Source organism: Arthrobacter sp. NPDC080031 (assembly GCF_040702485.1).
Taxonomy (GTDB): Bacteria; Actinomycetota; Actinomycetes; order Actinomycetales; family Micrococcaceae; genus Arthrobacter.
This window is the reverse complement of sequence record NZ_JBFBLA010000007.1, coordinates 177,011-190,282: the sequence shown is the minus strand read 5'-3', so window position 1 is coordinate 190,282 and position 13,272 is coordinate 177,011. Positions and strand designations below refer to the sequence as shown.

Sequence of the window (13,272 nt, the reverse complement as noted above, 5' to 3'; positions counted from 1 at the left end):
GGGCCCATCTGGACCTTGGCCTTGATCCACTCGGGCTTGCGTTCGACCGGGACGGCTTTGTTGCGCTGTTCAACGCGCAGCAGCTTACGGCCTTCAGGTGCCAGGGTCACTGGAGTGCTCCTTCGGGGCTGGATACGAGTGCTTCTTCGTGCTTGCGGAACTCTTCGATGAAGCGCTCGGCAATGTCGGCCGGGTTGATGGTCCGGCCGGTCTCGATGGACATGGTGGTGACGCTGGCGTCGGTGATGCCGCACGCGATGATCTGTGCGTAGGGAGCGAGGTCGTTGCTGCAGTTGATCGCCACGCCGTGCATGGTGACGCCGTCCAGTACCCGGATGCCGATCGCGGCGATCTTGCGATCCGGACCCTTGTCGTCGGCGAGGACCCAGACTCCGGCCCGGCCTTTGACCCGCGTGGCCTTGATCCCGTAGTCCTCCATGATCGCGATCATGACGGCTTCGAGGCGCTCGACGTAGTCGCGGATCCCCGCGCGGTTCTTCAGCTTGAGGATGGGGTAGGCAATGAGCTGGCCCGGTCCGTGCCAGGTCAGCTTGCCGCCACGGTCGACGGGAACAACCGGCGTGCCGTCAAACGGGCGCTCGTGGTCCTCCGTGAGCTTGCCTGCCGTGTACACCGCGGCATGTTCAAGGAGCAAGACGGTGCTGGGTTTCTCGCCGGCAACAACCTTGTTGTGGAGTTCGCGCTGGATATCCCAGCCGTGCATGTAGTCAACGAAATCCGGGGCAAGACCCAGCTGTGAAAACTCAAGAGTCATGGGGACAAGCTTAGACCCCGCCGGACTCAGTCCATGATTTTGTGGCCAAGCTCTCAGTCGCACTCGGCTTGCTCGAGGGCTCCGGCCCTCTGGCCTGTGGATAACTTCTGCGGCAATCCGCGATTTCCGGTATTTGTTGAGGCATGGAGACATTTTCGCCCGGCGAGGGCGGTCAGGACCATGAGGGGGACATGCCCTCCCGGGATATCGAACTTTGCGAACCTGTGATCCCGGACTTTGTTCCGGTCCGTGAGCTGGGCCGCGGCGGGAGCGCCGCGGTGTGGCTCGCGACGGAGCAGCGGTCGGGGAACAACTTTGCCGTGAAATGCCTTGGCCGGAGCCCGGCGACGGCGGATCCGGGCGAGGCCAAGTCAGCCGTGCTCCGCGAGGTGCGGCTTCTGTCCGGGCTGGACCACGAGCACATCATCAAGGTCCACGGCGTTGTGGAGTTGGCAGGGTCCTTCGACGGCGGCTTGGGCGTGGTCATGGATTACGCCCCCGGGGGCTCGCTTGGGCAGCTGGTGTCCAGCAGGGGGCGCCTTGGCGTGGGTGAGACGGTGACTATCCTGACGCCCCTCGCGCAGGCATTGGCATATCTGCACCGCCACGGCGTGACGCATTCCGATGTTTCGCCCGGGAATGTGCTCTTCACTGCCCAAGGGAAGCCGCTCCTCTCGGACATGGGCATTTCCCGGGCAGTGGGGGACGCTGCCGGGGTCCCCGAGTCCGGAACTCCCGGATTCGTAGATCCCGATCCGGTTGTCCGGGGGACCGCGGAACTCCAGCCGCAGCGCGATACCTACGCCCTCGCAGCCCTTGGCTGGTATTGCCTCACCGGTTCCGCTCCGGTCACTGCGGCACGCAGGCCGCCCCTGATGTTGCTGGTGCCCGCGGTCCCCACAGCCCTGGCAGTTGCCATCGAGGCCGGGCTTCATCCCGATGGGCAACAGCGGCCCTCCGCGGCGGAATTGGGTGTCGCCGTCTACAGGAGCGCAGCGCCGGAAGCCGTTGACCTGTCCGTTTCGGTGCACGCGACGGTTGTTCCGGAACTGATGACCCGGCGTCGGGCTTTAGGTCCCCGCTCAAAGCGCGCCCGCATCCCGGGGCTTTTCAACCGCTTCCGTCCGCCGGGGCCGGGACGAACGCGCCGCCGGGCGGTTGCGCATGTTTCCGTACGACGGCGGGTGGCGTCCATTGTGCTTGCCCTCGGGATAGTTGCGGGCGCCGGAACAATAGCCACCCTGTGGTGGGCCGGCACGGCGTGGCAGGCCGGCGATCGAGGTCCGGCAGCCGGTCCGCCGACGCAGGGCGCGGCGTCGGCGCCCGGCCAGGACGAGCGAAGCGACGTTCCCGCGGCGGCACGGAACCTGATCCGTTCACCAAACCCCGAGGAAGCCGTCCGGGGACTGTCGGCGATCCGGGACGCAGCGTTGAGTTCCGGCAAGTTCGCGCTCCTGGACCACGTCAACGTGCAGGGCTCGGCGGCCGCGGCCTCCGATGGAAAGCTGAGGGAGGAATTGATCCGCGCCGGCGTGGTTCTCGCGGGTTTCTCCACCACTTTGACCAGCGTGAGGGTGGAGGGGACACCCGGCCCGGACCAGGCAACAGTTGCCGTCACGGTGGAAACCTCCGCCTATGAAGAACGGGACGGTTCAGGGAAGGTCGTCGGAGCGCGTCCCCGCGGCGAACCCCGGGAACTCAGGGTGGTTCTCCTGCGTGGCGGGGACGCGTGGAGGATCACCGAGATCCTCGCAAAGCAGTCTTAAGCGGTCATTTGCCGCCGCTTGCCACCCATCGGGCGGCGTCCGCCAGCGCGGGGTGCTGCCAGGCAAAGCCGGAGTCCATCAGCCGTGCCGGTTCCATGCGCTGGTTGGCAAGCACAAGTTCCTCTGCCAGATGGCTGCCGAGGGCCAACCGCAGTACGGGGGCGGGAACGCGAAGGAACGCCGGCCGGTGCAGGGCCGCCGCCAGCTGGGCAACGATGGCGTTGACGTCGGCGCTTTCCGGGGCACACACGTTGACGGGACCTTCGAGCGAGGAGTTGAGCAGGTATTCGAAGGCTGAAACTTCATCCACGAGGGAAATCCAGGGCCAATACTGGCGGCCGTTTCCCAACGGTCCGCCCACGCCCAACTTCAACAACGGAAGGAGCGGCCCCAGCGCTCCGCCATCAGGACTGAGGACCACACCCGTGCGCGGCGTCACCACTCGTACGCCGGCGGGTGCCGTGTGGGCGGCGGCCTCCCAGTCGACGCACAGGCTGGCCAACATGCCTTTGCCTGGCCCCGCGTCCTCGCGGAGCAGGCCGGCACGGGACGAACCGTAGTAACCCGAGGCCGACTGGCTCAGGAAGGTTCCGGGCGGAGTTCCGAGCCGTCCCATGGCCGCAGTGAGGGTTCTTGTTGTCCGCAAGCGTGAGTCGATGATGTCCCGCACGCGTGCCTTGGTCCATCGGCGCTCCCCGATGCCTGCCCCGGAGAGGTTGACCACTGCGTCTGCGCCGTCGAGAACCGCCTCATCCAGTTGACCCGCGGCCGGATCCCAATATGCCTCCCCGGTTCCTGCAGGCGGACGGCGAACCAGCCGGAGGACCTCGTGCCCGCTGCCGAGCAGATGCGCGGAGAGCGCGGTCCCGATGAATCCTGAAGCACCCGATATCACGATTCGCATGCCCCATCTCATCATGGCAAGCATCACTTCGGCATTACGGCAGGCCTCAAAAGGGCTCGCTTCTCCTGTGACTATGATCGAACAATGACCTCCTCCAGCTACTTCCGTTTCCCGCATTTGCACGGTGATTTGATCACTTTCGTGGCCGAAGACGACGTTTGGATTGCACCCGTGGCCGGAGGCCGCGCGTGGCGGATTTCGGCCCAGCAGCTCCCCGCACGCAATCCCCGCTTCACCCCGGACGGCAAGCGGCTCGTCTGGACGACGATCGTCGGGTCCGCTCCCGAGGTTGTGACTGCGAATGTCGACGGCGGCGGGTACCGGCAGTTGAGCTACTTCGGTCACGGCACTACCCGCGTCAAGGGATTTACCTCCTCGGGCGACGTTTTGGTCACCACGGCTTTCGAACAGGCCGAGGGGCGGCACACGCATGCCTACGCCTTGCCGCTCGACGGCGGCCCCGCCGTCGGGCTTCCCTTCGGCCCCGTCGAATCGGTGGCGTTCGGCCCGGAAGTGGGGGACGAGCGTCCCGTTGTCCTTGCCAGTGTGCTCTCCCGCGAGCCTGCCTGGTGGAAGAGGTACCGCGGCGGTACCGCTGGAAAACTGTGGATCGACGCCGACGGGAACGGCGAGTTCGCGCGCTTGCTTCCCGGGTTCGACGGGAACCTCGCGGACCCGCTGTGGGTAGGCGGACGGATCGCCTTCCTCTCGGACCACGAGGGCTACGGAAATCTCTATTCGGTGCAACCGGACGGTTCGGATCTGCGCCGGCACACCGATCACGAGGACTTCTACGTCCGGCACGCTGCGAGTGACGGCAAGCGGGTCATCTTCGAATCGGCAGGCGAGTTGTGGCTCCTGCCGGCGCTTGAGGCCGATGCCGAAGCGGTCCGGCTGGACATCAGCCTGGGCTCGGCCTCCCAGTCGCGCCGGCCGGCCCCCCTCAAAGTCGCCGCACACTTGGGCGACGTCTTCCCCAACCATGTCGGTTCGGCCAGCGCTGTGGAATCCCACGGAACCATCCACTGGCTGCGCCACAAAGACGGACCGTCCCGGGTGGTCGAAGCGACTCCCGGCGTCCGGGCAAGGCTTCCCCGGCCCCTCATTGACGGTCGTATCGCCTATGTGGCTGACCACGACGGCGTCGATTCGTTGTACATCAAGAGGATTGCCCCGCGTTTTTCACGGCCGGCCGTCCAGGCTCCGGTCCAGGACGCCGCGCCCGCGCCGCGCGGATCTGAAGAGGACGGGGCCGGACAACTGCCACGGCCCGTCTCGGCATCGGCCGTCTCGGGACAGCCCGCGACGTCCGGGGTTCGACTGCCGGAACCGCACGCGGAGCCGGCTGCGGCGTCCCCTGACGCCGAGGCTGTCCCGGTCGACTCCACAGGTGGCGGAGCCGAAGAGCCACGGCTCGACTTCCTCACGATCGATTTCCCGAGGGCTGCACGTCCAAGCGCCCTCGAAGCCAGTCCCGACGGCCGATGGCTTGCCGTGGGTACCGCGTTCGGGGACGTCTATCTGGCCGACACTGGCAGCGGCACCTTGTCGCTGCTCGTCAGCGTGGGCGACGGCAGCATTGAAGGCCTCGCATGGTCGCCGGACTCACAATGGCTCGCATGGTCCGAACCTGTGACATCCTTCGGCTCGCGGAGCAAGTTGCGCATGGTCAATACCGCCAAGCCTGAAGACATCGTGGAGGTCACCGACGGACGCTTCCGCGACGAATCGCCGGCCTTCACTCCCGATGGCAAATTCCTGGCGTTCCTCTCTAACCGCAGCTTCGATCCCGTCTACGACGGCCATGCCTTCGACTTGTCTTTCCCCAGCCCCATCAAGCCGTACCTCGTGGCGCTCGCGGCAACCACTCCTTCGCCCTTCGGCCCGGTAGTGGACCTGCTGGACGAGGACGAAGCGGACGCTCCACCTGCCGGGACCGCCGTCACGGTCCGTGTGGACCGCGAGGGGCTGCCGTTGCGCGTCATCGGCGTCCCGGTGCCGCAGGGCAACTACTCGGCGCTTTCGGCCTCCAGCGGAGCACTGCTGTGGCTCGACACCCCGCTCTCAGGTGTCACGGGAGATGGCCGCGGCACGGTGCAGGACAAGGCGCCCGCTCCGGCTTTGGTCCGCTACGAGCTTTCGAAGCAAAAGCAGGTCACGCTCGCCTCCGCGGTGGAGCGCTACCGACTGTCCGGAGACGGCAAGAAACTGGTCTTCGTCAACGACAAGAAGGTTCTCGCCGTACCGTCCGACGCCAAGGCCGAGGAAGAATCGGGCGAGCTTGTCAATGTCGAGCTGAACCGGATCCGGGTGGTCATGGAACCGTTGGCCGTATGGGGACAGGCGTTCGACGAAGCATGGCGGCTGCAGCGGGACTTCTTCTGGACCGAAGACATGGCCGGCCAGGACTGGGAGTCCGTGCACCGACGGTACCGTCCCGTCGTCGAACGCCTGGGCTCGCACGACGACTTGGTGGACCTCCTGTGGGAATTGCACGGCGAGCTGGGCACTTCCCACGCTTACGTGCGTCCGGCGGCGGTAGGCGAGCCCGGAAGCAATGGGCAAGGCAGGCTCGGCGCCGACCTCAAGCTCACCGAGGCCGGTTGGGAGATCACGCGCATCCTCGCCGGAGACTCTTCCGACCCCCTGGCCAACTCGCCGCTGACGCGGCCGGGAGCCGACGCGAAGGTGGGCGACGTGATCCTGGCGATCGACGGCGTCGGGCTCTCCGCAGACCGTACTCCGGCGAAACAACTGGTGGGCGCAGCGGGCCGGACCGTGGAACTCACGATCGTGAATGGCGGTGGGCACGGCGGGGAGGCGGGACTGCAGCGGCGGATCGCCGTGGTTCCGGTGAAGGATGAGGAACGCTTGCGGTACCAGGAATGGGTGCACGCCAACAGGCGCACCGTGCGGGAGGCCTCGGACGGAAAATTCGGCTATCTGCATGTCCCGGACATGATGGCCAACGGTTGGGCGCAGCTCCACCGGGATCTCGATACCGAGACCGCGCTGGACGGGTTGATTGTCGACGTGCGGCGGAACCGTGGCGGCCACACCTCCCAGCTCGTCGCTGAACTGATCGGCCGCAAGGTCACCGGCTGGAGCATGCCCCGTGGCGAAAAGCCGCGTACCTACCCGCATCACGCACCGCGCGGCCCCGTCATTATCCTGGCCGACGAATTCGCGGGCTCCGACGGCGACATCATCACGCAGGTGTCAAAACTCCGCGGTATCGGCCCGGTTATCGGCACCCGGACCTGGGGCGGAGTCGTAGGGATCGACAACCGTTTCTCCCTGGCTGACGGCACCGGCGTGACCCAGCCGCGCTATGCCACATGGTTCTCAAGCGGCATCGGCTGGAGCGTGGAGAACTTCGGTGTTGAGCCTGACATCGAAGTGGTGTTCCCGCCCCACGCCTATGCGGCCGGCACGGATCCCCAGCTGGAGTACGGGATCGGCGCGCTCAAGGAAATGGTCCAGGAACTACCCACGGACCGGCCACCGCTGCGTGAAGGGTACCGCTCGGTCCGCCCGGCCGCTTTGCCCGCGAGGCCGCAAAAGGGCTAGCTGAAGGCCCGCAGAACGAAGTCCCCGCCCTTCCGGAAGGAAAGGCGGGGACTTCGCTGCTTTGGACGTGTTGCCGCTAGGAAGCGAGCGTCGCATCCAGCGTGATCGGAGTTGCGCGGAGTGCCTGGGACACCGGGCAGTTGGTCTTGGCGTCTTCGGCGAGGCGCTGGAATTCTTCTTCGGAGACACCGGGGATGCGTGCGCTCACGGTCAGGTGGATGCCCGTGATGCCAACGCCAGGCTGGAAGGTGACGTCGGCCTTGGTGTTGACCTCTTCGGGCGTGAAGCCTGCGCCTGCCACGCCGTTGCTGAACGCCATCGAGAAGCATGCCGAGTGTGCGGCAGCAATCAGCTCTTCGGGGCTGGTCTTGCCCTCTGCGGACTCCGCACGGGCCTTCCAGGTGACGTTGAAGGTTCCAAGTCCGGAGCTGTCCAGCGTGGTGTTGCCGGCGCCTTCCATCAGGTTGCCGTTCCATACGGTGTGTGCGGTGCGTGTTGTAGCCATGTCCACTCCTCAGCGTCGTTGCGAATTGGCATCCGGATACCGGATGCCGCCGGGTTCAATCCTATGGATTCGACGGCAGCGGCGCACCGCTTGTCCGCTCTCAGAGGATTGTGACTGCGCGGGTTAAGCAGCAACGGCTTAAGCAGCAACGGCCGCCCGGACGGAAGGTCGGGGCGGCCGCGCAGTTTGCTCCGGTCAGCGCATGTACGACGTCACTGCCAGATCGTGGCGATGGCGATATTGACCAACGCCAGGCCGCCTACGCCGTGGGCCAGACCTGTAGAGACCGGTTCGCCCTTCTTGACCTTCCGCGAGCCGATGACGGCGAGCACGGCGACGGCGAGGCCGATCGCGAACTTGATGCCGAGCTTGAAGTAGTTGGGATCGGCATTGGGCAGCATGGGCAGGATTCCCATCATGGCAACACCGGTGATCAGCTGCACGAAGGCGCCGTCCCGCTGGCGCGGGTGCACGGTCGGCTGCTTCAGGGTGGCGATCCAGTAGCCCACGATCATGGCTGCGCCGACGATGTGCAAGAACAGCAGGACGTTGAAGAGGATAGTCATGGCTCCAGCTTAGCCAGAATCTTCTACGAGCCGTAGCAAAGCCACGGAGCAATATCCGGGCATGAAAAACGGGAAGGTCCTTGCGGTTTCCCGCCGGGACCTTCCCGTCACGCCATCACTGGATTCAGAGGCCCAGGTCCGCTTCGAAGGAACCTTCCTCAAGGCGTGCCCTGAGGGTCTGCAGGAAGCGGCCGGCGTCGGCACCGTCAACCAGGCGGTGGTCGTACGTCAGCGACAGGTACATCATGGAGCGGATGGCAATTGAGTCATCGCCGTTCTCATCGGCAACCACGACCGGTCGCTTGACGATGGCGCCGGTGCCCAGGATGCCCACCTGGGGCTGGTTGATGATCGGCGTGTCGAACAGGGCGCCGACGGATCCGATGTTGGTGATGCTGAAGGTGCCGCCGGAGAGCTCGTCCGGACCGATCTTCCCCTGGCGGGTACGGCCGGCGACATCGGCGATCTTGCTGGCCAGGCCGGCAAGGTTCAGGTTGCCGGCGTCGGAAATGACCGGGACCAGCAGGCCCTTGTCGGTGTCTACGGCAATCGCGAGGTGTTCCGCGTTGTGGTAGGTGATTTCCTGCTTCTCTTCGTCGTACGCCGCGTTCAGCTTGGGGTGCTGCTTCAAGGCTTCGGCCACGGCCTTGGCGATGAACGGCAGGAAGGTCAGCTTGACGCCGTTCTGGGCCTCGAAGGAGCCCTTGGCCTTGAGGCGGAGCTTGGCGATCTTGGTCATGTCGACCTCGTGCACCTGGGTGAGCTGCGTTGAGGTTTCGAGGGACTCGCGCATGCGGCGGGCGATGACCTGGCGGATGCGCGGGGCCTTCTCCACGGTCCCGCGGAGCGAAGAGGCCGCCACGGGGGCTGCAGCAGGCTTGGCGGGCGTCGTGGGAGCTGCTGGTGCTGCGGACGCCGGAGCGGCGGCTGCGGCCTTCTTTGCGTCGGCCGCGGCAAGGACGTCCTGCTTCCGGATACGGCCGCCGACGCCGGTGCCCGTCACGCTGGTGATGTCGACGCCGCTCTGGTTGGCCAGCTTGCGGACGAGGGGGGTGACGTAGCCGGACTCGTTCGAAGACGCTGCGGGTGCGGCTGCCGGGGCCGCGGGGGCTGCCGGTGCCGGAGCTGCCTGAGCAGGTGCGGCTTCAACAACGGTTGCCGGCGCGGCGGGGGCTGCTGCTACGGGTGCCGGCGCGGCGGGGGCTGCTGCTACGGGTGCCGGCGCGGCGGGGGCTGCTGCTACGGGTGCCGGTGCTGCTGCGGCCGGGGCGCCGGAGCCGATGACGGCAAGAACGGAACCGACTTCGGCTGTGTCGTCCTCGTTGACGCGGATCTCAAGCAAAGTGCCGGCCACGGGGGAGGGGATCTCGGTGTCTACCTTGTCGGTGGAGACCTCGAGGAGCGGTTCGTCCACCTCGACGGTGTCGCCAACGGCCTTAAGCCAGCGGGTGACGGTGCCTTCGGTGACGCTTTCGCCCAAAGCGGGGAGCGTCACGTCGTGACCCGATGCCTCGCCGGAAGCGGCTGCGGGGGCTGCGGCTTCTTCGGCTGCGGGAGCCGGTGCAGCTTCTGGAGCCGGTGCAGCTTCGGGAGCCGGGGCGGGGGCCGCCGGTGCTTCTTCCGCAGGTGCGGCTGCGGGCGCTGCAGCACCGTTGCTGCCGTTGCCGATCCGAACCAGGGGAGCGCCGACTTCGGCGGTCTCGTCTTCAGCTACGAGGATTTCTTCGATGATGCCGGCAATAGGAGACGGGATTTCGGTGTCTACTTTGTCGGTGGAAACTTCGAGCAGGGGCTCGTCGACTTCCACTCGGTCACCAACCTGCTTGAGCCAGCGAGTGACGGTGCCTTCGGTGACGCTTTCACCAAGGGCGGGCAAGTTAACGGATTCAGACATGTCGTCCCCGTTCTCCTTATTGATCTTTAGTGCGGATGAGTGTTGCCTGCTGGGGTCCTGCGCCCGCAGTTCGTGCGGGCGCAGGACCGGGTGTCTTGCGTAAAGACTTAGCCGTGGAGCGGCTTGCCTGCCAGTGCGAGGTGGACTTCGCCCAGGGTCTCGTTCTGCGTCGGGTGTGCGTGGATGAACTGCGCCACGTCCTCCGGGTGTGCTTCCCAGTTGACGATCAGCTGTGCTTCGCCGATCTGCTCGCCCATGCGGGAACCGATCATGTGGATACCGACGACCGGGCCGTCCTTCTGGCGGACGACCTTCACGATGCCGCCGGTGCCCAGGATGGAGCTCTTGCCGTTGCCGGCGAGGTTGTATTCCTGGGTCTGGACCTGGTCCTCGCCGAACTTCTCCTTGGCGCCCTTTTCGGTGTAGCCGACCGTGGCGATTTCAGGTTCGCAGAAGGTGACCTTGGGGATGTTCACGTCTTCGACGACCACCGGGTTCAGGCCGGCGATCTCTTCGGCGACGAAGATGCCCTGCTGGTAGCCGCGGTGGGCCAGCTGGACACCGGGGACGATGTCACCCACGGCGTAGACGTTGCCGACGCCGGTGTGCAGGCGTTCGTTGGTGATGACGAAGCCGCGGTCGATGGTCACGCCTGCTTCCTCGTAACCGAGGTTGGCGGTGACGGGGCCACGGCCCACTGCAACGAGGAGGAGGTCGGCTTCGAAGGTCTGGCCGTCAACCAGCGTGACCTTCACGCCGTTGTCGTCCTGCTCGACGCCCTGGAAGAAGACGCCGGTGCTGAACTTGATGCCGCGCTTCTTGAAGGCGCGCTCAAGGTTCTTGACGATGGCGGTGTCTTCGTTGGGAACGAGGGAGGGGAGGCCCTCAACGATCGTGACGTCGACGCCGAAGGACTTCCACACGGAAGCGAACTCGACGCCGATGACGCCGCCGCCGAGGACGATGACGCTCTTGGGAATGTAGTCCATGGTCAGCGCTTCATCGGAAGTGATGACGCGGCCGCCGATTTCCAGGCCGGGCAGGGACCGGGAGTAGGAACCCGTGGCCAGGACGATGTTCTTGCCCTTGTAGGCTGTGCCGTTCACGACGACGGTGTCGGTGCCCTGCAGCTTGCCTTCGCCTTCGATGACCGTGATGCCCCTGGACTTGATGAGTCCCTGCAGGCCCTTGTACTTACCCGCGACGATGCCGTCCTTGTAGGCGTTCACGGCCGCGATGTCGATGCTGTCCAACGTGACGTTGACGCCGTACTTGGCGGAATCGCGTGCGTGGTCTGCCAGTTCGGCCGAGTGCAACAGGGCCTTGGTGGGGATACACCCGTTGTGCAGGCAGGTGCCGCCGAGCTTTCCCTTCTCGACGAGACCAACGGTGAAACCAAGCTGAACGGCACGCAGAGCCGTGGCGTAGCCGCCGCTGCCGCCACCGAGTACCAGGATGTCGAATTCTTGCGCAGTTGCCTGATCGGCCACTAGGACGCTCCCTCGCGTGAGCGATGACACGCGACTACGCGTCATCTGGTCTTGGAACTTGTACTGCCGCGATTATGCCAGCACCGAAGTTCTCTTGCATTTGTGACTACCGTGGTTCACCTTAGCGAACCACTTATCCATGCTCCACCCTGCCGAGGCTTTTGTGGGGCGCTTGTGGCCAGACTCACGTCGGGCCGTGGGGCCGGTCATGAACCGGCCCCACTTGGGGACCGGCCTAGGCCGTGGCCAGCACGTCTTCGACGTAGGCGAGCAGCGTCCTAACAGTGCAGCCGGTGCCTTGCTTGGGCGTGTAGCCGTAGGGGCTGCCGTTGTTGAACGACGGGCCGGCGATGTCGACATGCGCCCAGGGGATCTGCTTGCCCTCGGCGTCCTTGCCGACGAACTCGCGCAGGAACACGGCCGCGGTCATCATTCCGCCGTGGCGTTCGCCGATGTTGGCGATGTCCGCCACCTGCGAGTCAAGGCTGGCCCGCAGTTCCTCCGGCAGCGGCATCGGCCAGACGAGTTCGCCCGCGCGGTCCGCCGCGGACTTGAGCGCGCCCGTGACGGCGTCCGAACCCATGACTCCGGCAGTACGGTCGCCCAGGGCGATCAGCTGGGCACCTGTCAGTGTCGCGACGTCGATGATGACGTCAGGCTGCTCGAGGCTGGCCGCGACGATTCCGTCGGCCATGACCAGGCGGCCCTCGGCGTCGGTGTTGAGGACCTCGACCGTCTTGCCGCCGTAGATGGTGAGAACGTCGGCGGGGCGCTGTGCAGCGCCGGAGGGCATGTTCTCGGCGATGCAGAGCCACGCGGTCACCTTGACGGGCAACCCGAGCCCCGCGACGGCCAGGACGGTATTAAGTACGACGGCGGCGCCCGCCATGTCGCTCTTCATGTCGCCCATGCCGAGGGCCGGCTTGATCGAAATGCCGCCTGTGTCAAAGGTGATGCCCTTGCCCACGAGCGCGATCTTCCTGGTGGCCTTTGCCGGAGCGTACTCCACCTTGACGAGGCGCGGCTGGCGGGTCGAGCCCTTTCCAACTCCCAGGATTCCGCCGAAACCGTCCTTTTCGAGGCGCTTTTCGTCCCACACGGTGACTTTGACGGGCAGACCCTTGGCGAGTTCCTTGGCAGCCTCGGCGAAGGACTCCGGGTAAAGGTGGCTCGGAGGCTGGTTGACCAGGGTGCGGGTGGCGTTGACTGCGCGTCCCACGAGCAATGCCCGATCGAGCGCGGGCTGGACATCCTTGCCGTCAAACGCCGTGTGGATCAGGACCTTGCCGACCGGATCCTTGAGGCCGTCCTTGCTGGAGCGGTGCTCCGTATAGGAATACGAACCCAGCACGGCGCCTTCGGCGACGGCCGCGACGTCGGCGAGGGACGCCGTCGGGAGGGCCAGTGTCACGGAGGACAAGCCGGCGAGCTGGCGGACAGCGGATCCCGCGGTGCGGCGCAGGGCTTCCCCGGCGAGGAGGGCGTCGTCGGCGACTTTGCCGACACCTGCCAGGACGAGGACGCCCGAACCGGTTTCCGGAAGACCCGGCAGACGGTGTACCTGATCGGCTGCTCCCGTGATGCCGAGGATGCCCAACGAAGCTGCGAGGGTTTCCGCTGCCTTCGCCCCCAGCGGGTTCCCGAGCAGTACCGGTCCGTCTTCCCCCTGACCGACGGCTATCACGAGTGCGTCGCTGGGCGCCTTCTTCAGGTCCTTGGCGATCGTGCCAAGGGTGATGTCTGTAGTCTTCACCACGAGGATTTGTCCTCATCTCTCTCTGCATGGCTTGGCCGGGCTGCAT

The 13,272-nt window shown here is 65.9% G+C and carries 9 protein-coding genes and 1 pseudogene; 2 read left to right on the top strand and 8 right to left on the bottom strand.

Translation table 11 applies throughout. The features are described 5' to 3' along the window. Window positions 1-110: pseudogene (locus tag AB0323_RS08235) on the bottom strand (lipoyl synthase); the annotation flags it as partial. Beyond that, window positions 107-775 carry a lipoyl(octanoyl) transferase LipB gene (gene lipB / locus AB0323_RS08230; protein WP_284981429.1) on the bottom strand — a complete coding sequence of 223 codons (669 nt, stop codon included), beginning with the start codon at window positions 773-775 and terminating at the stop codon, window positions 107-109. The pseudogene AB0323_RS08235 and the gene lipB, both read right to left, overlap by 4 nt. Window positions 776-918: 143 nt before the next feature. On the opposite strand from lipB, the gene AB0323_RS08225 reads away from it, so the two are divergent. Further along, a complete protein-coding gene (locus AB0323_RS08225) occupies window positions 919-2,541 on the top strand; it encodes a serine/threonine-protein kinase (protein WP_366176874.1) in 1,623 nt (540 codons plus the stop codon). Between the two features lie 4 nt (window positions 2,542-2,545). Here the strand turns inward: AB0323_RS08225 and AB0323_RS08220 are convergent, their stop codons facing one another. After that, window positions 2,546-3,445 (bottom strand): TIGR01777 family oxidoreductase, encoded by a 900-nt coding sequence (locus AB0323_RS08220; protein WP_366176873.1) that lies wholly within the window; start codon window positions 3,443-3,445, stop codon window positions 2,546-2,548. Between the two features lie 84 nt (window positions 3,446-3,529). Between AB0323_RS08220 and AB0323_RS08215 the strand changes: the two genes are divergently transcribed. Then, the gene (locus AB0323_RS08215; protein ID WP_366176872.1) at window positions 3,530-7,015 is read left to right on the top strand and encodes a S41 family peptidase; all 3,486 of its coding nucleotides are present in this window, start codon (window positions 3,530-3,532) and stop codon (window positions 7,013-7,015) included. A 76-nt stretch (window positions 7,016-7,091) separates the two neighbouring features. Here AB0323_RS08215 and AB0323_RS08210 read toward each other — a convergent pair whose 3' ends face one another. The 5 genes from AB0323_RS08210 to AB0323_RS08190 all read right to left on the bottom strand — a co-directional run bounded on the left by AB0323_RS08210 (window position 7,092) and on the right by AB0323_RS08190 (window position 13,226). After that, entirely contained in the window at window positions 7,092-7,520 is a 429-nt protein-coding gene (locus AB0323_RS08210; RefSeq protein WP_366176871.1) for an OsmC family protein, read from the bottom strand. Between the two features lie 212 nt (window positions 7,521-7,732). Beyond that, window positions 7,733-8,086: a hypothetical protein gene (locus tag AB0323_RS08205; RefSeq protein WP_234750020.1), complete on the bottom strand. Its 354-nt coding sequence runs from the start codon at window positions 8,084-8,086 to the stop codon at window positions 7,733-7,735. A gap of 124 nt (window positions 8,087-8,210) precedes the next feature. Next, a complete protein-coding gene (gene sucB, locus AB0323_RS08200; protein WP_366176870.1) occupies window positions 8,211-9,980 on the bottom strand; it encodes a 2-oxoglutarate dehydrogenase, E2 component, dihydrolipoamide succinyltransferase in 1,770 nt (589 codons plus the stop codon). Between the two features lie 107 nt (window positions 9,981-10,087). Then, window positions 10,088-11,470 (bottom strand): dihydrolipoyl dehydrogenase, encoded by a 1,383-nt coding sequence (gene lpdA / locus AB0323_RS08195; RefSeq protein WP_366176869.1) that lies wholly within the window; start codon window positions 11,468-11,470, stop codon window positions 10,088-10,090. A 235-nt stretch (window positions 11,471-11,705) separates the two neighbouring features. Beyond that, window positions 11,706-13,226: a leucyl aminopeptidase gene (locus AB0323_RS08190; protein WP_366176868.1), complete on the bottom strand. Its 1,521-nt coding sequence runs from the start codon at window positions 13,224-13,226 to the stop codon at window positions 11,706-11,708. Between the last annotated feature and the right edge of the window lie 46 nt (window positions 13,227-13,272).

What these genes read in the sequence shown, in the direction of transcription:
- lipB (WP_284981429.1), bottom strand. Translation starts at nt 775, where the DNA reads ATGACTCTTGAGTTTTCACAGCTGGGTCTTGCCCCGGATTTCGTTGAC.
- AB0323_RS08225 (WP_366176874.1), top strand. Translation starts at nt 919, where the DNA reads ATGGAGACATTTTCGCCCGGCGAGGGCGGTCAGGACCATGAGGGGGAC.
- AB0323_RS08220 (WP_366176873.1), bottom strand. Translation starts at nt 3,445, where the DNA reads ATGCGAATCGTGATATCGGGTGCTTCAGGATTCATCGGGACCGCGCTC.
- AB0323_RS08215 (WP_366176872.1), top strand. Translation starts at nt 3,530, where the DNA reads ATGACCTCCTCCAGCTACTTCCGTTTCCCGCATTTGCACGGTGATTTG.
- AB0323_RS08210 (WP_366176871.1), bottom strand. Translation starts at nt 7,520, where the DNA reads ATGGCTACAACACGCACCGCACACACCGTATGGAACGGCAACCTGATG.
- AB0323_RS08205 (WP_234750020.1), bottom strand. Translation starts at nt 8,086, where the DNA reads ATGACTATCCTCTTCAACGTCCTGCTGTTCTTGCACATCGTCGGCGCA.
- sucB (WP_366176870.1), bottom strand. Translation starts at nt 9,980, where the DNA reads ATGTCTGAATCCGTTAACTTGCCCGCCCTTGGTGAAAGCGTCACCGAA.